This window comes from Nitrosopumilus sp. K4 (assembly GCF_018128925.1).
Lineage (GTDB): Archaea > Thermoproteota > Nitrososphaeria > Nitrososphaerales > Nitrosopumilaceae > HKST03.
Genome location: NZ_CP067007.1, coordinates 1,578,652 through 1,598,609, shown reverse-complemented (window position 1 = coordinate 1,598,609; position 19,958 = coordinate 1,578,652). Strand labels below are relative to the sequence as shown.

The following is a 19,958-nucleotide window of genomic DNA, read 5'->3' as shown; positions in this document are numbered from 1 at the left end:
ATATCTGAATGGAACGAAATGATGGATCTACGAAAACCGTACTCATAGTTATGGATTTTTCAAGATTCATTATAGAACTATGAGAATTTTAGGATTACAGAAAAAGACTCTTATGATGAGACGGTAAATGAGTTACATTGAGTACAGTAAAAATTGAAACCAATTTTGGGAATATCTCATTTAAGTTACTTCCAGAATTAGCTCCAGAAACTGTAAGAAATTTTGAAAAACTAGCTAAGGACGGATTTTATGATGGAACCCTATTTCACAGAGTCATTCCTGGATTTATGATTCAGGGAGGAGACCCAAACACGAAGGGAGGAGACAAGAGTACTTGGGGAATAGGCGGTCCTGGATATAATGTCAAAGCAGAATTCAATTCTAGATCTCATCTTCGTGGAATTGTCTCAATGGCTAGGGCACAAGATCCTGACAGTGCAGGCTCGCAATTCTTTATTGTGACTACGGACAGTACGTTTCTTGATAGACAATATACTGTTTTTGGAGAAGTGATTGAAGGAATGGATGTTGCAGACAAAATTGTTAATTTGCAACGTGACCAAAATGATTGTCCTCTAGAAGAGGCAAAAATGCTTCATGTTACAGTGGAATAAATGACAAGAAAGGTTTTTGGTTTTTTCCTAGTTTTATTATGTTTATCAGTAATACCACCAGCTTATAGCCAAGTTTCAGTTGGTGAATATGCAGTTCAAAGATATGTAGAAGTCGTCATAGGCTTAGAAGGAGAAATTCATGTCAAACACATTCTAGCATCTACAGGCATTCCAAAACAAGTAGAATTGATTAGCGGAACAGCTTCAAATGTAAAAGTAAGTAATGTTGATGGGCAGGAGCAGTTATTTTCCATGCTTGGAGATTATGGAGTTTTAGTAATGCCATCAAATGAAGAATTAGTTGTTGAGTATGATCTTGATGATGTACTTGTACAAAAAGATGGATTATGGACATGGGATTTTAGATATCTTCAAACAACATCTTTCATTTTTCCTAATGAAGTTGATTTGATCTTTTCTAACGGAAAGCCTGTATACTTGGCAGATAAAAAAGGAATTGCATGTCATGGCTGTCAAATGATTTTAGAATATTCTATAGATGAACCAACAAATCTTGAAAATGTAACTTGGGAAGACAAAGAATTTCATGTAGAGATGAGAAGTCATGCTGGTTTAGAAAATTTTGTTTTTGACCAACCATCCAAGAGAATAACATTTGATGTTAATCAAGAAAACAGAATTGTTACGACAATAATACCATTAGAATTATTGTGGGGACCATATGAAGTATTTTTAGAAGATGAAAAAATTTTTGTTTATGATCATATCAATAACGGAACACATTCTTGGGTGATTATGAAACCAGATATTTCCGGAGAGGTTTCAATTATAGGTACAACTGTTGTTCCTGAATTTCCAATTATTGCTCCTTTAGCAATAGGGTTTGTAATGATGATAATTTTGCCTATTATCAGAAAAGTCAATCTCCACTAGATCCACAAGAACAGAATCCATATTCGTCTATTCTCACATCACATACTGGGCATTTTTCTCCATAATCTACTTCCCATGGTTCTTTCCCATAGAGTTTGAAGTGATCATCTATTTCAAGAGGGATTTCACGTTTCTTTTCCAATGATTTGTATACATGATCAAACTATACATACATTGTCGAAAAATATGAAAGTCGAATGTGGATGTCACTGTATAAAATGCGGAAATACTGATTTAGAATCAAACAGAATTGGAGAAATAGAAAGTGACGGATATTTTGATATGCATCACACTTGCAAGAAATGCAACGCACATTTTGATCATCTAGAAGGAATAACTTTTGACAATTGTGAAAAGTGTAATTATAAAATCAATTTGTAATTATAGACTCTACGAAATAGTGGGTCCTATTATCATTTGAATTTCTATTAATCTCTCTATTTGATGCCATTTTTGCAAGAGATTTTGAAACATCTAATGGACTTGCAGCCCAACCATATTCTCTTAGTTGTTGCACAGTTTCAGTTACAGTTCTTGGAGAATTAAAAAATCCACTAGTTTCCAAAATTCTCAATTTTGATTTTACTTCATGAAAATCAATTGATTTAGGTTGTTCAAATTCAGATTCAAAGGCCTCTGCGTCATCCAAATATTCTAATCCATTTTGGATTGGTTCAGATGTAGAATGTTCTGTTTCTTGGGGAGTTTCTTGATAGATTATTTTTGCTTGATTTTCTTGCAAAAGATGTGAAACATTTTCAATTATTTGAGGCAAGCTGTCATTATCCACATAAAAGTCCCTAGACTCTATTTCAACTTCATTGTCGCCTAGTTTGAGCTTTATTCTTGCCATCTATCCATAATTTATGAAATTTTGATTTATTTTGTTAGCTCTAAGTAGGTTTAAGATTAGATCAAAACTTTTACACATATTATTTGGATTTTTTTCGTTTTTGGTTAAAAAGTAAATTTGGGATTTTAATGCATGGGAAAGGCAAAAAAGTTTGGAATTTTTGTATTTGTTATAGCATTAGGTATTTTTGGATTTTCTCAATACGCTTCAGCCTCACAAATTGGTGTAGAAATTACTCAAAGTGAGCTTGTTGAAAAAAAAGATGATGAGTCAAGATATAACGTAGAATTAAAATTTGAAAATCCATCATTTCTGGTCTTGACTGCAGGAGAAACTGAATTTTTTGTTATTGCCAATGATGACATTATTGGAAAAGGGAAGTTAGAACCGTTTATTCTTCCTTCATTAGGAAATAGTTTTGTGAAAGGAAGTTTTACAACAAATTATAATTCAGATTCAGAAGCACCAATTGTAAAAATTACAGGAATTACAAAATATGATATCATCATAACATCTATTGAAGTACCATTCGTATATTATCCAACAGAAGAGCAGGCAAGCGAATTTATACAGTAAAACTAATTTTTTTAAAAGAATGCTTACTGTTTTTGGTTCTACTGCATTAGATACTATTAGAACTCCAAAAAAAACATTAAAAGATGTTTTAGGTGGAGCAGCAACTTTTGCAGCTATCTCTGCAAGTAATTTTGTAGATACAGGACTAATTGCAGTTATTGGAAATGATTTTCCAAAACAACATCATAAAATTCTAGCAAAGCATCTAGATCTTAAAGGATTAACGATAAAACAAGGGAAAACATTTCGGTATGATGGAAGTTATGACAAAACACTAAGCACCAGAGAAACTTTGAAAACTGAATTGAATGTACTAGCTGATTTTAAACCTACAGTACCAGAAGAATACAAAAAATCTCAATTCGTATACCTTGCCAATAATGATCCTGATCAAAACATCGAATTGATTAAGGAATTTGATAAAGTAAAATTTTCAATGTGTGATACAATTGAGTTTTGGATTTCTACAAAGAGAGAGTCTGTAATTAATATGATAAAATCTGTTGATGCTGTTGTGATAAATGATGAAGAGGCAAAATTACTCACAAAGGAATTCAATTTGATAAAATGTGCAAAAAAGATGATGGAATGGGGAGCAAAATATGTAATTATTAAGAAGGGGGAGCATGGCTCGCTAATGTTTTTTGATGATGTAATTTTTCCATCTGCAGGATTTTCTCTAGAAGATGTAGTAGATCCCACAGGAGCAGGAGATTCATTTGCTGGTGCTATGATAGGATATCTAGCTAGTAAAAATTCAACTAGTTTATCAGAAATTAAAAAAGCTGTAGTATATGGAAATGTCTTGGGTTCTTTTGCGGTAGAAAAATATGGATTAGATGGATTGCTAAATTTGAAAAAAAATGACATTACAAAACGAGTAAAGTTATATGAAAAGATGATTCGCTTTTGAAAAAAACTTAAGTTCAATAATTTTTACTAAACATCAAGCATGTCTGAAAATAAAGATAGATTGGAAACAATTTTCAAATTACAAAAGGGATTATCAGAAATGATGAAACTTGATAGATATCCAAAAGATTCTGAAGGACGTGTCTCAGCATTGTGTACTGCAATTATGCATGAAGCAGTGGAGCTGCAGAGAACTACTAATTGGAAATGGTGGAAAACCCCTACTCCATTTAATGAAGATGAGGCCAGAGAAGAGCTTATTGACATATGGCATTTTGTTGTTCAAGCATCACTGGAATTGAATCTAAGTCCAGATGATATTGTTAAAGAATATAGAAAAAAGAATGAAATTAATCGAGAAAGACAAAGAAATGGGTATTAGAAGATTTTTTGTTTAATTTTTTCGAGATTTGTTTCATTAATCATATTTATCAATCTAATATTTTGTTGAAAATAGATTACTTCATCTTGTGATACACTAAGAAAAGGTTCAGGACTAGATGAACCAATTATTCGTCCATTAGAGTCAATTCCGTTTTGATGCAATTGGAACAATGAATGTCCTGCATTATGACCCCAAACTTCTTTTCCACATATGATAATAGTTTTGAGATTTTTATTTTGATTTGTATATCTTACAATTGAATCAATTCCCTTATTTTCAGAAAGAAGGCGTCCAACAATAGATACATTATTCAGAAAATCCGAATTTGCAATATTTTTTAGTAAATTAATACTAGAAAGAGTACATATAGCAATGCTTGATTGAATGTTTCCCATGTATGACTCCTCTGGAATAGGAAAAACTGCTTTGCAAATTTCACCAATAATATTTCCTATGCTATTCATTGAGGATTTCACGTAGGGATTTTGCTATAAATTCAATATTCTTTGAAGTTACTTTTGGATGTATTGGAAGGGATAAAACTCTAGATGCTGCCCATTCTGTAACATGCAATCGAGCTTTTTGTTTGTAATAAGGAGTTTTATGGACTGGAATTGGATAATATGATGCAGCTCCTATCCCTTTTTGATTTAATTTTTTTAAAATTTTATTTCTTTTTGAAGTTGCGATGGTATAAAGATACCAATTTACTTTTTCAAATGTTCTTTCTTGAGGAAGTTTAATTTGTAAATCAGAAATAAGATCTGACAAATGTTCTGCATTTTTTTTTCTTATTTTCAAAAAATGTGGCAGTTTTTTTATTTGAATGGAAGCGATTGCAGCACTAATTTCTGGCAAACGAAGATTTAATCCGAATGATTTTGTATCATAACCATGAACCATTCCGTGATTTCTAATCATTAGAAGTTTATCTCTAAGATTTTTGTTATTAGTAACAATAAATCCTCCTTCTCCTGCAGTCATTACTTTTGCAGGATACATACTGTAACAGCCTAAATCAAAAAAAGTTCCGGTATGTTTTTGTTTAAATGTGGAACCAAGTGACTGTGCAGCATCTTCAATTATTTTCAAATTATGTTTTTTTGCAACTTCCGAAATTTGTTTTAAAAATGCAACATTACCATAAAGATGAACAGGTATGATGGCTTTTGTTTTTTTGGTGACTTTCTTTTCAAGATCATTAGGATCCATCGTATAATTTTCTTCTAGAACATCAACAAAAACAGGTTTTGCTCCAGTAGATACAACTGCATTTGCTGTTGCAACAAATGTAAAGGATGGGATTAGTATCTCATCGCCTTCTTTGATACCAAGTGCATGAAGTGCTGCTTGTAAGGCAGCAGTTCCTGAATTTACTGCTATAGCATATTTTGATTTTACATATTTTGATGCTAATTTTTCAAATTCCTGAACATTTTTTCCTCCTTGGTTTGCAGCTGAAGTTAATGCACCATTCTTGAGGACAGATGTAACTGCACTAATCTCTTCTTTACCTACAAATGGTACATTGATTGCAATTTTCAATAATAGATTGTCCCTAAAACTAGTCTATAAATCTCTCATGTATACATGAATTTTTATATTTCAAAATTTGGCAAACGGCATAATGAAATCAAGACATCTAGAAATGACTGATCCGGCTTACAAAGTATATCTCTACATTTTCTATGTTTGTGGATTCATAATGGCTGCTTCATTGGTATATGGTGTTTATATTACAACATTAGAGTGGATTGAAAATGGAACATATGTTATGGGTGAAGCAATTCACAATACAGTAATTCCTTTTGAAAATTTTGCTAGATTATCAACGTGGATCTTCTTTTCAACGATAATTGGATGGTATTGTGTTTCTAGAATTGGATGGAGAAGAACAGCAGGAAACAAAATTGGCGGGTATAGAATGGCATTATTACAGTTAATGTTGTTAGGGTTTGTGATAATTACTTTCTATGAAGTTCTGTATAATTTTACAGTTCTTAATGCAACAATTGCAGCAAGTTATGTAGATGGTCAAGTACCTGACATTGATAGACTTTCAATTGCATATCCAGATCCTGACAGACCATGGAATCTAGTTTTTGCAACTAAAGTATTTCTTGCAGCATTTATCATAAGTGCTCATGCATTTTACCTTAGCACAAAACCAAGAAAAAGTCTTGATGAGTAAAGTTACAATTTTTTAATAAAAAGCTCAGAGAAATTAGAATAATTGCAAATTTGTTTTTTTATTAGATACAAGTAACTGTGTTATGGGATTATTTGGAAGTTCAAACAATACAAAGTGCAAACATTGTGGAACTGTTTTGCCAGACTCAGACAGATTAAAGAAACATCAAGAAAAAGCACATAATAAAAAAAATGAAAAATGTAGAGTGTGTGGAAAAGAATTTCATACTTCTGATGAATTAAGAAAACATAAGAAAAATTGCAAGTAAATTAATTCAAGCCAGATTCATATCTAGAAGGCCTTTTCAATGCCTTTTCAATTGCCTCAAGGTTTGCAATCTCATTTTTTGAATTCATTGTAAGTGTTTTGATCATTTCTGGGCCTAGTTGAACTGATTGTTCCGGTAATGTTTCCAGAAATTTTTGCAGACCTTTTTTGTAATTCTCAATAAGCTCAAGACCTTCTTCAAGTGTCATAATTCTTGTTAAATAATCTCCTATTCAAATCTTCCAAATTAGAATTTTCTTAATTTTCAAATAACTTTATAGGCATACATCTCAAAATTGTTTTGAATTGGATGTTACTGAAAAGGTTGATTTGATCGAAAGACCACCAACAGAAGAGATTGTTACTCGTGAGGAATTAATTGAATTGTTCAAAATCAATTCTTCACCTAATCACTATATTGGATTAGAAATTTCAGGTTTCTTACATCTTGGAAGCCTAATCAGTACGGGATTCAAAATTAATGACTTTGTAAAAGCAGGAGTTAATTGTACCATATTTCTTGCAGATTGGCACACACTAATCAATGATAAACTAGGTGGAGATTGGGAAACAATATCAAAAGTCTCAAAATATTATCAAGATGCTTTCAAACTAGTTTGTCCTGATGCAAAAATTGTCTTAGGTTCAGAAGTATATCAGGAAAAGAGAGAATATTGGTCTGAGCTTGTCAGATTTACAAAACACATGTCGATTGCTAGAACAATGAGAACGCTGACAATTATGGGGCGTTCTGAAGACGATAAAAAAATCGATGTTGCAAAATTACTATACCCTGCAATGCAAGCGGTGGATATTCATTCGTTGGATGTAGATATTGCTCATGCTGGAATGGATCAGAGAAAAATCCACATGTTAGTGAGAGAAATTTTTCCAAAAATGAAATGGAAAGTTCCTGTTGCTGTTCACCACAAACTTTTACCAGGACTCTCAAAACCAGCTGATGCAAATGTAGAAGTAACAAAAATGAGTAAATCTGATCCTAATTCAGGCATATTTATGCACAATTCTGATGAAGAAATTAAGAAAAAAATCAACAAGGCTTGGTGTGAAGAGGGAAATATTCAGAATAATCCATTATTAGAAATTTCAAAACATGTAATTTTCCATGAGTTCAAAGAAATGAGCATAGAAAGGCCTGAAAAATTTGGTGGTAATGTATCATATACAGATTATGAACAATTACACAAAGATTTTGAAAGTAAAAAACTACATCCAGGTGATTTAAAACAAACAGTTGGGAATTATCTTGTAAAGATTGTGTCTCCAATCAGAGACAAACTAAATCTTGATGAAGAATTATTCCAAGCAATAAAGAATAGTTATTAGATTTTTAGATTTGGATTAGTTTGTTCTTCTAAATTATATTTGGATTTGTAGCCTCTTGGATTTATCATCAAATCCTTGTAAGTATAAGTCGATGAGTTTCCAATTATTACAGTGCTAATCATTCCTAATTGTTCAGAATGGTTTGGCAGTTCTTCTAAATTTGTCATTACAATTGTTTGTGAATCTCTGTAAGCTCCTTTGATAATTGCAACAGGTGTAGTTGGTTTTCTGTATTTTAACAATATTTTTCTTGTATCTTGAAGCTGATGTATTCTTTTTTTGCTTGCTGGATTGTATATTACAATTACAAAATCACCTTGTGCTGCTGATTCTACTCTTTTTTCAATAATTTCCCATGGTACAAGCAGATCACTCATACTCACAACAGCAAAATCTGTCATTAGTGGCGAACCAATTATAGATGCACATGAATTCAGTGCAGAGACGCCTGGAATGATTTCAACTTTAAGATCATCTTGAGGTTTCCAACCACTTTCTGCAAGGGTTTCATAGATTAGCCCTGCCATTCCATAAATTCCAGGATCACCGCTTGAAACAAGAGAAACGATTTTGCCAGATTTTGCCAGATCAATACATTGATGAGCTCGCTCAACCTCTTGAGTCATAGCATAACGATATACAGTTTTTCCTTCAATTAGATCATTAACCAGATTAACGTAGGTTTCATAACCTACAATTGTATCACTTTCTGCAATTACTTCTTTAGCTCGAAATGTCATATGATCGTGATGTCCAGGACCAACACCAACAATGTAGAGTTTACCAGTCATTTTGCACTGAATTTAATTTTAAGTAATTTATCCCTTTAGTGAATTATTGAAATGGATCGATGAACGGACAGTTTACAATGTGTTCACTATTCATAGGACGTGCTATGCTTACTGTAATTTTGTCATCTTTTTTGAATGAATCAATATCAGACTTGGATTCTAGAATTTTTGCTGTTTCTGGATCATTCCATTCAACAATGTAGATACGCCACATAGGACTGTAATTGTCATCTCCGGGAGCAGCTGCTGCAATTCCAGGTTGGAATCCTAGTGGACCCGATCCGATAATACCGTTTTTGAATTGAAATAGATCAACTGCTGCAGAGTTTGAAATTAAGTTTGAGTATGTCGGGGAATGCAACACGCCCATGATTTCAGCAGGTGTTGAGGGGGTTGCATCAGTAACAATGTAATAGATTGTTTTTCCATCAGGGCCCCATCCGCGATGGGCAACAAAAGTGACAGTCATCTCTTCGGTATTAATTTCTGTAATTTGTCCTCCACCATATGGTAACTCATCTGTAATTTCTTTATCATCTCTAATTTTCATTTGTCCATCAGGCCAAACTATTTGTGGAGTGTTTAATACAATTCCAGTTTCATTAAATTCTATCCTACCGCTTTCATGTGCTTCAATCACATCATCTACGGATTCAAATGGAATCATGTTTTGGCCTTTCTTCCAAGTAACTTCAACAACTGAATTTAATGCACTGTATTCATATTCTTGATTTGGAGTACTTGTAAACAATTCTTCTTGAAATCCATAAATTCCATCTCCCTGAACGCCATTTTTGAAAACAAAGATTTTCTGTAAGGCTTCGTCGGGTGTTTTTGAAAGTGGTGGGGCAGTTTCTACCTTCCATTCTTGTAATTTTGAAAGTTTTTCTGCATATTCTTTATCACTTGAATCTGTAATAACGTAAAAAACAGGTTCAGTATTGTACAATCCTTTGTGCATCGGAATTGTTGCAGGTACATTTGTTCTTGATAGTAAAAGGGATGGCTCTTCAGGTTTTAACTCAATTTTTTGCATGATTACTTCAGTTGGTTGTCCTCTAATCCAACCATCAAGACTAACAGTTGCTGTAAATTCTTTAGAGTTGGGAGAATGCAATCCAAGCGCTGCGCCTGTAAACTCAAACGAATCAGATTTTTTGTTTACGTCGACAAGTGATAATCCGTAGAGTGTTTTTCCATCAATACTCCATGTAGGTTGTCCCTTGGCATCATTTTGGTTTATTTCATGTAAAACAACAATCTGAACTGGTTCGCTTGACGAAAATGTCATTGAACCATCATAAATGGTTCCTTGGTTAGGAGAAAGAATCATTGCCAGTTGATGACTTTCATGCCCCATTCCAGGATCTTGTGTAGATGTAATAGTTTGAGTAAAGTGTAATTTTTTTCTGGAACCTGCATCTACAAATTGATCAGAAATACTAGAAACAGTTAGCAATACAACAGAAATAATCCCTACAAGCAAAAAAATAAAGAACTTGTTCATTGTTAGCAATTATTTTTGTTCCTTTAAATTATTTTATTTAATTGATTTTATCTAGTTTGAACGCATCATGTATTGCTTTAACAGCTGAACTAGAATCTTGATCTTTAACTACAAATGCTAGATTCAACTCAGATGATCCTTGTGTAATCATTGCAACATTGATCTTATTTTTTTCAATAGCACTAAATACTCGTGATGCTACACCTACAGTACCACGCATTCCAGAACCTATCAAGGCAATTATAGCAACATCTGTTGTAACTTCCAATTTTTTGATAATTTTACCCAGCAATTCCATTTCTAATGCATTTACTGCTTTGTCTAGTACATCATTTTTTACAACAATAGTAATGCTTGATTCAGAAGGATTTTGTGAAATCATCATCACGTTAATTCCAGCCTTTGCTAACGTCTCAAATATTTTGGCTGCAGTACCAGGAGTCCCTACCATACTCCCTCCTCTAATATCGATTAGTCCATTATGACGAATATTGCTTACACATTTGACAGTATTTTTTACAGATGAAGATGGGGATGCAGTTACTAGTGTTCCTTCATTTTTTATGTTAAATGAGCTACGTATTTTCATCGGTATTTTTTTGGTTATCAACGGTTCAAAAGTTCTAGGATGAATCTGTTTTGCTCCAAATAATGCCATTTCAATTGCTTCTATGTAAGAGACTTCTTTGAGTAATTTTGCATTTTTTACAATTTTTGGATCAGCAGTCATTAAACCATCTACATCACTCATCAACCATATTTCATCAGCTTTAATGCATGAGCCGATAATTGTTGCAGTATAATCAGAGCCACCTCTACCAAATGTTGTTATGTGACCATGTTGATCTGCACCTGCAAATCCTCCTATTACAGGAACAGTATTTTTTGAGAATAAGAGATCTATGGTTTTAGAAACTCTTAGTCGAGTTGTATCCATTAGTGGTTTTGATTCGCCAAAGTTTGAATCAGTAACTATACCAACTTCTTTACCTGTTAATGATACTGATTTTTTTCCTGAATCGCTAATTGCTGCAGAGATTATTTTTATTGACAATCTTTCTCCAAAGGAATAAAGGTAATCAATGGATCTTGGAGTAATTTCTCCCAACAATACCATTCCATCTATTACTGCAACAAGTTCTTTAAAGTCGTCATCAAGTTTTTTGAGGAGTTTTTTTCGAAGTTCTTGTTTTTTTATGGCTTGTTTTGAAACTTGTTTGTGTCGATTAATAATTTTTGATGCTAATTGTTCAGCTTTTGCTTTGTTTTCTTTTTTGATTGATTGAGAGATTTCTATAAGATCATCAGTTGTTCCACTAATTGCAGAGCATACTACAGCAATTTTATTATTTTTAGATAAAGCATTTACATGTTTAGCAATTGATTGAATATCCTTTGCAGCAGATATGGATGTTCCACCATATTTTATTACTAGTCTCAATTCAAAATACCTGAATTATTTAATCTTTAAATGCTTTAACTTTCCACGCGTGGGGCCAAGTAAAAGTGAATTCTACCTATGTTAGCTACTTTAAATTCAATTCTCAAAGGTTTTGCACTAGAAAACTCGCATGTAATTTGGCCTGCAGTAGTCCCCACAGCTTTTACTACAGGGTTAAGATATTCTAGACTATAGGTACCAGTACTATCTTCTTTTGAAGAAATCTCATCAATTTCTTCAGTATCTTTTTCCAAGTCAATAATTACTTCTCCTGAATCACCTTTTCCTGAAAAATCTGCTTTTGAATCTGAGGTATGAATTGTCAGGTAATCAGAAACTACTTGAACATCACCTAAGATTTTGTCAAATTTTGATGAAGATAGTGTAATTTTTGAGTCATATGGGATTTTTGGAAGCGGAGTATCAGTTGCAGAACTTTCAATCAATCTCATTTTGTATTTTTTATTTTTTCCAACTGTAACAAGAAGCATGTTTTGTTCAGAAATACTAATTTCAATGCTATCTTTTTTCTCGGCTCTTTTGATAAGTTTGGAAAATTCATCAATTCTAACTCCAAATTTGATATCACTATCACATTCATATTTTTCAAATGCTGAATTTGGCCATGATATATCTATTAATGCAACATGAGACGGATCCATTCCTCTAAAAGTAATTCCTTCTGCAGTTGCAACAAAAGTAGCTTCTTCAACTAATGTTGATATTGCCGAAATGATAGCTTTAAGATCATCAGAACCACTAGTTTTTGCTTCGAAAGTCAAGCTAATACTGTTGAACTTAATGTTCCAGTTAAACGTTATGCGTAGTTACGCCATGTGTATCTACATTTTGTACATCTATAGAATTGGGTTGTAGGTTCATCTGCACTTCTAGTTTGCAACATCCACCATACTGCTTCATCGTTTCCACATTTTTCACATTCAATTTTAATTGTTGGTAGTGCTTCTTCTCCTTCATTTTCTGCTAATACATTAAATTCAGATTCTGTTTCTTCGATAACCTTTTTAGTTTTTTTAGATATTCCGCCTTCAACATAATCACATTTAGGGCATTGAAGTCCAGAATCACTTTTTTTTAATTTGACCTCACAGTTAGGGCAAAACTTCATCTATTTTACCTGAATTTTGGAATTAAATAATTGTTTAAACTCATCTGCCATTTTTATTGCTGAATCTGTTGCCTTTTTGATCTCACCCAGAGGTTTAGTACTCGAGCTAATTCGCATCCAGCATTCATTTGTCAATGGGTGTTTAACAATAACACCAGCAAAATCAATATTTGATTCCTTAAGAAGCTCATGCTGAATAATGTAAAGGATTCCAATATCAGTCTCCTTTATTGAAAGACTAATTTCTTTTGGTTCTGAACTAATTACTTGAGCTTGCATGTATTCGGAAAAAGCACTTATTGTGGATATAAATCATTATGAGCAGTCATGGCAGAAAGCAAGATTTCCAGCATAGAACTGGTAAAAAATAAGGATGAATATTCTATGGATGATACTGTAGAAATCACAGTCAATTTTTCAATAGAAGGAGATCTCAGAGATTCTTTTAATGAGACAAATTGGACTAATGCATATAACAAAAATGATGTTTCGTTTAAGCTAAAATACGGAATAAAACTCACATCAGGAGGTTTTAGGAAAAAAGAAGTTGGAAAAACTATTGATACGTATAGAAAAGCATCTATTTTTTGGACACGGAATCCAAAATTGGTAAACCCAATGAAAGATAGGCGAATTTGGGTTCAGGTAGCCAAAAATTTTGAGCCATTCATCAGACTTTCAGAAGAAGAAGTTAGACAGGAATTGTTTGATTTTAGTGAAAAAATCACATGTAAAGCATCAGAGTTAGGAAAAGGCAAACATAAGGTTTCAGCTGAGGTATTTGCATCTTGGCAAAAACATGAATATACAGAACCAGGAAACATCAAGAATAATTCCAAAGAGATTGAAATTACAATCAATTAGGGATATAAGGAACTTTTTTAGATAATCAGCATGGCAAAATACGATGGTCTATTAGGTCAACCAATACTTGAAGTCGAAGAACCTGACAAAGAAGGTGGGATCACTTTTATCTTTAAAGATAATAGGTTTTTGTTCATCAAGGTAGCTGACGGAAAAATAGAAACAGTTTCAATTCCAGAATAGGTGAAAATGAATGGGAAAATTTGATCAGATCAAAATGTTAGAACTTGTAAAAGTTGAAGATCCTAATTCTGAAGGCGGTTTGACTTTAGTATTTCAAGAAAATAAAACACTAAAGATCAAAATAGTAGATGGAAAACTAGTTTCAGAATTTATCTGAGTTTCAGCTTCCCACATGTTTTTCATAAAACCCAATAGCTAATTCTTGCACTTCTGACTGAATTGAACCGGGTCTTTCTTCTCTTACTTTTGTAATTGCATCTTGTGCTGAAAAGTTTTGATATTTTACCAAATAACATGCAAGAATAGTTCCTGCTCTCCCCATACCAGCAGCACAATGAACCATTACAGATTGATTTTCTGAAATTTGTTCATGTATAAAATCCACAGCCAAATCAATACGTTCCATATCTGGAGCGGTAAAATCAGGAGTTGGAACATGCAAGTAATCAATTTCTTTAACCCAGTTTTCTGGTAATGCGTTTTCTGTCATTGTTACAATGGATTTTACACCTTGGTTTAGAATCCATTCCAATTCATCATAGCTAGTAGGCATTCCAGAACCTGCTAATTTTTCTTCAATTAACCATGAGAAATTTGTTGGTTTTTTAGTAATTTTTCCGTGGACTTTTCTCCATAGATTACCTGGCTTGCTCATGTATCTACATGAACTTTCTATACTTTTAGGATTACGAATAAGGGATTCATCTTATATGCATAAAACGTGTATTGTTGATGATGGGCAAAGAAGCAATTCTATATGAAAAATTACCAGATAACAAGGTTCGTTGTACAGCATGTGCTAGATATTGTGAGATGAAAGAGGGGCAAATAGGATTGTGTGGAATTCGCGGAAATAAGAATGGAAAATTAGACTTGTTTGTATACGGAAAAGTAATTGCAGGACATGTTGATCCAATAGAGAAAAAGCCGGTTACACACTTTCGTCCAGGCTCAAAGGTATTTTCCATTGCAACTACTGGTTGTAATTGGCTTTGCAAGTATTGTCAAAATTATGACATCAGTCAAAGAAGAAAAATTGAAGGTGTGGATATGACTCCAGAACAGGTTGTTGAAACTGCGCTTAACAACAAGGCAGATGGAATAGCCTATACGTATAATGAGCCATCAATATTCATAGAATTTGCAAGAGATTGTGGTGTATTAGCTCACAAAAAAGATCTGTACAACGTATTTGTTTCAAATGGATATGATACGCCTGAATCTGTAAAAATGATGGGTGAATTCCTAGATTCAATTACGGTGGACTTTAAAGGAAATGCCGAACCAAGTTTTACTAGAAAGTATATTGGAGTTCCAGATGTAAAACCTGTTTTTGATACATTAATTGAGATTCGTGATAAGACAAAAATTCACGTAGAAATAACAGATTTGGTTGTTCCTGAAGTTGGAGACAGTTTAGAATATGCTGAAAAATTGTGTAAGTTCATTTACGATGAATTTGGTCCAGAAATGCCAATCCACTTTCTACGTTTCCATCCAGATTACAAAATGATGGAATTTGAATCAACTCCTGTCAAAACATTAGAAAAACATTATGAGATTGCAAAGAAAGTCGGATTAAAGTATGCATATATTGGAAACGTTGCAGGTCATCCATTAGAGCATACATATTGTTCAGAATGTAACAATATTGCAATCAAAAGATTTGGTTTTGATATTGAAGAATACAATCTTGATGAAGATAACAAATGTAAATCATGTGGAAACCAAATTCCTATAATTGGTAAACTATCAAAAAATTATAAGAGAAATAGATTTCATTATGCAAGTTAGATTGCCATAGCTCTTACCGGTGAACCTGTTGCATCCTTAATTTTCAATGGTAATATGACAAAATCAAAATTATTTTTTCTGATTTTATTTAGATTGGCAAGGTTTTCAACAATTAAGATGTTATACTTTGATAGAATTTTATGAACTATGAATTTTTTATTTTTTCCTAGATCTATACTTGGTGAATCAATTCCAACCAAATTAATTTTTTTTGAAGATAGATAATTTGCTGCTGATTCAGACAAACCTGGATTTTCTAAAAAATAAAAATCCTTTTTGATGTATTTTTGCCAACCTGTAAAGAATATTACTGATGAATTTTTTGGGATTTTTCCATTTTTCTTTTCAAATAAAAGAATATCATTTTTTGTAATGGCTTGGTTTTTTTTCTTTAGAATCTTTACAAGAACTGCATTTCCAAATAATCTACTTATTGGTATTTGGTGGATTTTAGTTCCATTTTGATCAAAATGATAAGGAGCGTCAAGATGTGTTCCTGTATGAGAACTCAAAAACAATAATTCAAGATTATAGCCATCTTCTTTGATAGAGGACCATGGTATGAATTGTGGTTTTGGGGAACCAGGAAAATTTGGAATAGATTTTGAAATAGTTAATGTAAGATCTAGTAATTTCATAATTGTCTATGTAGATAGTATTTTATCAGTTTTAGAGATCTGTGAAAGGTTAAATACTGTTCAATGAAAATCTGGAATGTGCCAACGGCTTATGTTCTTTTAAATTCTGATCTCGGTTCAGATGAATCCATCATAGATGAAGTAAAGAAAATTCTTTCTGATGAAGACATCAGATATGAAGTTCAAGGAGTTTATGGAGTATATGACATTGTTTTGAAGTTATCATCAGATGATGCTGAAAAGTTGAGAGCAATTATTACAAACAAGATAAGAAAAATCAGCAAAGTACAATCCACACTTACCATGATGGTAATTGAGGAACAAGAAAATCTATAGATTCTTTATTGCATCAACAACTGTCATAATTTCTGATTCTGAATTGTAAAAATGAGGTGAAGCTCGAACAATTTTTGTGTTAGAAATTTCCCTCACTGCAAGAATGATGTTCTGTTTTTCTAATTTTTCAACAATTTCTTGTGGTTGAGTTCCTTTGATATTAAATGATACAATACTTGTTCTGACTTCAGGATCATCTGGTCCATAAAGGATTATGTCATCAATTTTAGCAAGTTCATCTCGAAGGATTTTTGACAAGTAAAGATTCTTCTTTCGTATATTTTCAAAACCAAATTTTTCAAGATAATTTGCAGATGATTCCAGGCCTATTATTCCAACATAGTTTCTAAATCCTGTCTGAAATTTGTCGGGAAGATCTTTGAATGCAAGATTTTTTTCTTCATAAACCATAGCTGATTCTCCTCCGATAGAAGTAGGTTCAAGTAAATCACTAGATTTTCTACTGCAATAAAACAGACCAGTTCCCATAGGACCACAAAGCCATTTTGAACCATTAAAGGACATAAAATCACATTGGATTTTTTTTACATCAACATCACTAAGACATCCTACTGTTTGTGCACTATCAAGAAAAAATGGAGTTTTTTCTTGGGTAATTTTACCAATTTTTTCTACAGGCAAAATAGAACCAGTATTGTATAATGCATGACTTAAAGAAACAAGACTTGTATTTTCATCTAAAAAACTCTCAAATTCATTAAAATCAAAAAAGCCATTCTTATCTATAGATAGATTCCTAATTTCAGTTTTATTTTCAAGTCTTAGCCAAGGATACAAATTTGCATGATGTTCGTTAGAGAGACCTCTAATGATTAAATTTGAATTTTCATTAAATGAAAGTCCATTTGCTACAATATTAATTCCGTCAGTAGTGCTTTGTGTTAAAACTACTTCATCTGGTTGGGAGTTAATAATTTTTGAAATTATTTTTCTAACATTACTTAATTTTTCTGAAATAAATGGTTCAGAGTCAATAGAATCAGGACCAATAGAATTATAATCAATTAAAAAATCATGCATTGCCTGAATGCTCTGCATCGGCATTAATGAAACAGAAGCGTTGTTGAGGTAAATTTTTCCAGAATTTGGAAAATCTGATGAGATGTCTTTTGAGGCTAAATTCATTATTATATCTGTAATATGCTTAATTATTGTTGGATAAAAATCCTGAGCAGGTTTTAGATAATACTCTAGAAAAAATTTTCAGAGAATTTTCAAATAAAAATCCTAACATGGTTTTATCTTCTGAGCCATTTATGAAATCTCAATTTCTAAATTATCTTATAGAATCAACTGATCTTTCTGTAATTTTTTTGGATTTTGATTTACTCTATTCAGGATATGTTACTTCTAAAATGATTCCAAAAAATAACAAAGTGAAGATATATCAGCCAGTCAAAGAAAGTTTTAAGAGAATTTTTTCAGATGTTGCAAAAGAAATATCTAAAAAACAATGTTTAGTCATAATAGACTCTTTTAATGGATTAAACAACATGTTTGATGAAATTGAATCTGGAATTTTCATTAATGCAATTACAATGTTGTTATCATCGATTTCAAAACAAAAGAATTCCATAATTGTCGTATCTGCAATGGCAAGAAAGAAGGAAAATGAAGGGTGGGTATTATCACCTGGAGGAAGACACATTATTGAATCAAAAAATGCGGGAATCTTTTATCTAAATGGGGATGAAAAGGCATTGTTTCTCAAAATTTTGAATAAAAATCAAGGGAAAATTTTCAAGATTGAACAAAAGTGATTGCGATCAAAATTATAACACCGTTAAGAAATTGAAACGCCGTTATAATGACAATTTTTTGGGCAAATTATATTAAGATCAAAAGCGGACTTTATTTCGTTATGCCAGTAGGAATTATTCCAGACATCGGTGAACAAATGTGTATTGGATGTGCACTATGTGTAGAAATCTGTACTTCATTAGGACCAGATGTACTTAGAGTAAAACCAGTTGAAGGCTGGAAGAGAGGTAAAGCATTTGTCTTCTACCCAGAAAGATGTATTTCTGATGGTGCATGCATTGGTGTATGCCCAACAAAGGCAATCTTTTGGATGAGACCAATGGACTTTACTGTTGGACAACCAGTTCCACTCTACAAGAACTCAGTCTTCGTCAAAGGTTGGACCGAACTAATCGATTAGAAAAGTTCAATCATTTTTAATTTCTTTTTATTATTTTAGATTTTAACAGCACCAGGTTTGGTTTGTGTAGCATTTGGTTTCCTCTTTAACCAAAGTAATGCGCCGATAAACAATACACCCGGAACAAGAATAATGATTATCATTAATTCATAATAAAACTGGAGTCGTTGAGCAGGTTTGGTGTGATAAGTTTCATGACTGGTTTTTTCCGGATTATCATAAACTACAGCAGTAAAATCAACGGATCTTTGTGCCTTGTTTTCTATGACTCCAGAAACTGTAACACTTTCTTCAGCAAAAATCGAAGGAGAGTGAATTCCCTCTATTCGGATAATTATTGAACCAGATTCACTAAATACAAAATTTCGATAATCTCCACCAATTTGGTTTAATCCCTCATCATGAAAAACTTCTTTTCCATTCTGAAATATTATTATGTCATATTTCATTTTATCAAGATTAGAGTTTGTCATAGGATCGTAGAATTGATAGACAAATTGGATTTTTTCATGGGTTCTAATCACAGGGGGATCCCATGTAAGATTTACTTCAATGGCTCTGTCTGGAGTGTACATTAACAGTGGAAATGTTATTTCTTTTCCAGTTGCATCATGAGGATAATCAGGAATTTGTTCTTCAACAATTACAATTCCTGCCATCCATGGGTGTATTGTACAAAAATAAGAGAAAGAACCAGGTTTATCAAATGTATAAGACCATGATTCGCCTGGCATGAATCTATCACTATCAAAAAGACCGTCTGGAGTTCCAAAATTATCTCTCATCCACCCAAATCTTCCTGAATCTACTCCACTAGTTACAGTATGACCCTCTCTATCATCGTTATACCAAGTTACAGTATCACCTACTTTGACAAAAATTTGAGGGGGATTATACCACACTTCTGCTGGAGTGTTCAACTCAGGATTGTAAGCTCCAAATGGAATATCAATAACGTATTCTTCTGCAAATGCATAAGGAATTCCAATTAAGCCCATTATAGAAAGAATTAAGAGAATTTTCACTACAATTCTACAACTTTGGTTTTCATATA

The 19,958-nt window shown here is 32.6% G+C and carries 30 protein-coding genes; 15 read left to right on the top strand and 15 right to left on the bottom strand.

The features are described from left to right. The first annotated feature begins 137 nt into the window (after positions 1–137). The gene (locus NsoK4_RS09685) at positions 138–614 is read left to right on the top strand and encodes a peptidylprolyl isomerase (RefSeq protein ID WP_211687326.1); all 477 of its coding nucleotides are present in this window, start codon (positions 138–140) and stop codon (positions 612–614) included. Continuing rightward, on the top strand, positions 615–1,508 hold the full coding sequence (locus tag NsoK4_RS09680; protein ID WP_211687325.1) for a hypothetical protein: 894 nt from the start codon (positions 615–617) through the stop codon (positions 1,506–1,508). On the opposite strand, the gene NsoK4_RS09675 is transcribed toward NsoK4_RS09680, so the two are convergent. After that, a complete protein-coding gene (locus NsoK4_RS09675; RefSeq protein WP_211687324.1) occupies positions 1,495–1,650 on the bottom strand; it encodes a hypothetical protein in 156 nt (51 codons plus the stop codon). The genes NsoK4_RS09680 and NsoK4_RS09675 overlap by 14 nt on opposite strands. Before the next feature lie 228 nt (positions 1,651–1,878). Then, positions 1,879–2,361 carry a hypothetical protein gene (locus NsoK4_RS09670; RefSeq protein WP_211687323.1) on the bottom strand — a complete coding sequence of 161 codons (483 nt, stop codon included), beginning with the start codon at positions 2,359–2,361 and terminating at the stop codon, positions 1,879–1,881. A gap of 132 nt (positions 2,362–2,493) precedes the next feature. Here NsoK4_RS09670 and NsoK4_RS09665 point away from each other — a divergent pair, with 132 nt between their 5' ends. The 3 genes from NsoK4_RS09665 to NsoK4_RS09655 are packed head-to-tail and all read left to right on the top strand — an operon-like array spanning position 2,494 to position 4,231. Continuing rightward, positions 2,494–2,937: a hypothetical protein gene (locus NsoK4_RS09665; RefSeq protein ID WP_211687322.1), complete on the top strand. Its 444-nt coding sequence runs from the start codon at positions 2,494–2,496 to the stop codon at positions 2,935–2,937. Between the two features lie 19 nt (positions 2,938–2,956). Continuing rightward, positions 2,957–3,850 (top strand): PfkB family carbohydrate kinase, encoded by an 894-nt coding sequence (locus NsoK4_RS09660; RefSeq protein ID WP_211687321.1) that lies wholly within the window; start codon positions 2,957–2,959, stop codon positions 3,848–3,850. A 39-nt stretch (positions 3,851–3,889) separates the two neighbouring features. Beyond that, positions 3,890–4,231 carry a dUTPase gene (locus tag NsoK4_RS09655; RefSeq protein WP_211687320.1) on the top strand — a complete coding sequence of 114 codons (342 nt, stop codon included), beginning with the start codon at positions 3,890–3,892 and terminating at the stop codon, positions 4,229–4,231. Here the strand turns inward: NsoK4_RS09655 and NsoK4_RS09650 are convergent. Continuing rightward, complete coding sequence (locus NsoK4_RS09650) at positions 4,228–4,698, bottom strand: tetrahydromethanopterin S-methyltransferase subunit A (RefSeq protein ID WP_211687319.1); 471 nt, start codon at positions 4,696–4,698, stop codon at positions 4,228–4,230. The two genes, NsoK4_RS09655 and NsoK4_RS09650, sit on opposite strands and share 4 nt — an antisense overlap. Next, the gene (locus NsoK4_RS09645) at positions 4,691–5,779 is read right to left on the bottom strand and encodes a DegT/DnrJ/EryC1/StrS aminotransferase family protein (protein WP_211687318.1); all 1,089 of its coding nucleotides are present in this window, start codon (positions 5,777–5,779) and stop codon (positions 4,691–4,693) included. Before NsoK4_RS09645 ends, NsoK4_RS09650 begins: the two co-directional genes overlap by 8 nt. A gap of 82 nt (positions 5,780–5,861) precedes the next feature. Between NsoK4_RS09645 and NsoK4_RS09640 the strand changes: the two genes are divergently transcribed. Then, entirely contained in the window at positions 5,862–6,425 is a 564-nt protein-coding gene (locus NsoK4_RS09640; RefSeq protein ID WP_211687317.1) for a hypothetical protein, read from the top strand. A gap of 82 nt (positions 6,426–6,507) precedes the next feature. Next, a complete protein-coding gene (locus NsoK4_RS09635) occupies positions 6,508–6,693 on the top strand; it encodes a C2H2-type zinc finger protein (RefSeq protein ID WP_211687316.1) in 186 nt (61 codons plus the stop codon). 1 nt (position 6,694) lies between these two features. Here NsoK4_RS09635 and NsoK4_RS09630 read toward each other — a convergent pair whose 3' ends face one another. Next, a complete protein-coding gene (locus tag NsoK4_RS09630; protein WP_211687315.1) occupies positions 6,695–6,901 on the bottom strand; it encodes a hypothetical protein in 207 nt (68 codons plus the stop codon). A gap of 97 nt (positions 6,902–6,998) precedes the next feature. Here NsoK4_RS09630 and NsoK4_RS09625 point away from each other — a divergent pair, with 97 nt between their 5' ends. Beyond that, complete coding sequence (locus NsoK4_RS09625) at positions 6,999–8,039, top strand: tyrosine--tRNA ligase (RefSeq protein WP_211687314.1); 1,041 nt, start codon at positions 6,999–7,001, stop codon at positions 8,037–8,039. On the opposite strand, the gene cobJ is transcribed toward NsoK4_RS09625, so the two are convergent. Genes cobJ through NsoK4_RS09595 form a run of 6 tightly spaced genes read right to left on the bottom strand, consistent with a single transcriptional unit; the run spans position 8,036 to position 13,186 of the window. Beyond that, positions 8,036–8,830: a precorrin-3B C(17)-methyltransferase gene (gene cobJ / locus NsoK4_RS09620; protein ID WP_211687313.1), complete on the bottom strand. Its 795-nt coding sequence runs from the start codon at positions 8,828–8,830 to the stop codon at positions 8,036–8,038. The two genes, NsoK4_RS09625 and cobJ, sit on opposite strands and share 4 nt — an antisense overlap. 43 nt (positions 8,831–8,873) lie before the next feature. Beyond that, positions 8,874–10,337: a hypothetical protein gene (locus NsoK4_RS09615; RefSeq protein WP_211687312.1), complete on the bottom strand. Its 1,464-nt coding sequence runs from the start codon at positions 10,335–10,337 to the stop codon at positions 8,874–8,876. 37 nt (positions 10,338–10,374) lie between these two features. Next, on the bottom strand, positions 10,375–11,778 hold the full coding sequence (locus tag NsoK4_RS09610) for an aspartate kinase (protein WP_211687311.1): 1,404 nt from the start codon (positions 11,776–11,778) through the stop codon (positions 10,375–10,377). A 35-nt stretch (positions 11,779–11,813) separates the two neighbouring features. Continuing rightward, a complete protein-coding gene (gene pcn, locus NsoK4_RS09605) occupies positions 11,814–12,560 on the bottom strand; it encodes a proliferating cell nuclear antigen (pcna) (protein ID WP_211687310.1) in 747 nt (248 codons plus the stop codon). A gap of 35 nt (positions 12,561–12,595) precedes the next feature. Next, entirely contained in the window at positions 12,596–12,907 is a 312-nt protein-coding gene (locus NsoK4_RS09600; RefSeq protein WP_211687309.1) for a transcription factor S, read from the bottom strand. Further along, positions 12,908–13,186, bottom strand: coding sequence for an RpoL/Rpb11 RNA polymerase subunit family protein (locus NsoK4_RS09595; RefSeq protein WP_211687308.1), 279 nt, complete (start codon positions 13,184–13,186; stop codon positions 12,908–12,910). A 48-nt stretch (positions 13,187–13,234) separates the two neighbouring features. Here NsoK4_RS09595 and NsoK4_RS09590 point away from each other — a divergent pair, with 48 nt between their 5' ends. From NsoK4_RS09590 to NsoK4_RS09580, 3 genes are read left to right on the top strand one after another with little or no spacing between them, the layout of a single operon-like run. Further along, a complete protein-coding gene (locus tag NsoK4_RS09590) occupies positions 13,235–13,771 on the top strand; it encodes a hypothetical protein (RefSeq protein ID WP_211687307.1) in 537 nt (178 codons plus the stop codon). A 30-nt stretch (positions 13,772–13,801) separates the two neighbouring features. Beyond that, the gene (locus NsoK4_RS09585; protein WP_211687306.1) at positions 13,802–13,954 is read left to right on the top strand and encodes a hypothetical protein; all 153 of its coding nucleotides are present in this window, start codon (positions 13,802–13,804) and stop codon (positions 13,952–13,954) included. A gap of 10 nt (positions 13,955–13,964) precedes the next feature. After that, on the top strand, positions 13,965–14,111 hold the full coding sequence (locus tag NsoK4_RS09580) for a hypothetical protein (RefSeq protein WP_211687305.1): 147 nt from the start codon (positions 13,965–13,967) through the stop codon (positions 14,109–14,111). Between the two features lie 3 nt (positions 14,112–14,114). Here the strand turns inward: NsoK4_RS09580 and NsoK4_RS09575 are convergent, their stop codons facing one another. Next, positions 14,115–14,609 carry a dual specificity protein phosphatase 23 gene (locus tag NsoK4_RS09575; RefSeq protein WP_211687304.1) on the bottom strand — a complete coding sequence of 165 codons (495 nt, stop codon included), beginning with the start codon at positions 14,607–14,609 and terminating at the stop codon, positions 14,115–14,117. Positions 14,610–14,689: 80 nt separating this feature from the next. Between NsoK4_RS09575 and amrS the strand changes: the two genes are divergently transcribed. Beyond that, positions 14,690–15,748 carry an AmmeMemoRadiSam system radical SAM enzyme gene (gene amrS / locus NsoK4_RS09570; protein WP_211689058.1) on the top strand — a complete coding sequence of 353 codons (1,059 nt, stop codon included), beginning with the start codon at positions 14,690–14,692 and terminating at the stop codon, positions 15,746–15,748. Here amrS and NsoK4_RS09565 read toward each other — a convergent pair. Then, positions 15,745–16,386, bottom strand: a complete 642-nt coding sequence (locus NsoK4_RS09565) for a cyclase family protein (RefSeq protein WP_211687303.1) — start codon at positions 16,384–16,386, stop codon at positions 15,745–15,747. The genes amrS and NsoK4_RS09565 overlap by 4 nt on opposite strands. Positions 16,387–16,464: 78 nt before the next feature. Here NsoK4_RS09565 and NsoK4_RS09560 point away from each other — a divergent pair, with 78 nt between their 5' ends. Continuing rightward, on the top strand, positions 16,465–16,722 hold the full coding sequence (locus tag NsoK4_RS09560; protein WP_211687302.1) for an Lrp/AsnC ligand binding domain-containing protein: 258 nt from the start codon (positions 16,465–16,467) through the stop codon (positions 16,720–16,722). On the opposite strand, the gene NsoK4_RS09555 is transcribed toward NsoK4_RS09560, so the two are convergent. Next, entirely contained in the window at positions 16,717–17,868 is a 1,152-nt protein-coding gene (locus NsoK4_RS09555; RefSeq protein WP_211687301.1) for an aminotransferase class V-fold PLP-dependent enzyme, read from the bottom strand. The two genes, NsoK4_RS09560 and NsoK4_RS09555, sit on opposite strands and share 6 nt — an antisense overlap. 29 nt (positions 17,869–17,897) lie before the next feature. On the opposite strand from NsoK4_RS09555, the gene NsoK4_RS09550 reads away from it, so the two are divergent. Further along, positions 17,898–18,503 (top strand): ELP5 family protein, encoded by a 606-nt coding sequence (locus NsoK4_RS09550; RefSeq protein WP_249111059.1) that lies wholly within the window; start codon positions 17,898–17,900, stop codon positions 18,501–18,503. Positions 18,504–18,604: 101 nt separating this feature from the next. After that, positions 18,605–18,904, top strand: coding sequence for an NADH-quinone oxidoreductase subunit I (locus NsoK4_RS09545; RefSeq protein ID WP_211687299.1), 300 nt, complete (start codon positions 18,605–18,607; stop codon positions 18,902–18,904). A gap of 35 nt (positions 18,905–18,939) precedes the next feature. Here the strand turns inward: NsoK4_RS09545 and NsoK4_RS09540 are convergent, their stop codons facing one another. After that, entirely contained in the window at positions 18,940–19,902 is a 963-nt protein-coding gene (locus NsoK4_RS09540) for a plastocyanin/azurin family copper-binding protein (RefSeq protein ID WP_211689056.1), read from the bottom strand. Positions 19,903–19,958: the final 56 nt, after the last annotated feature.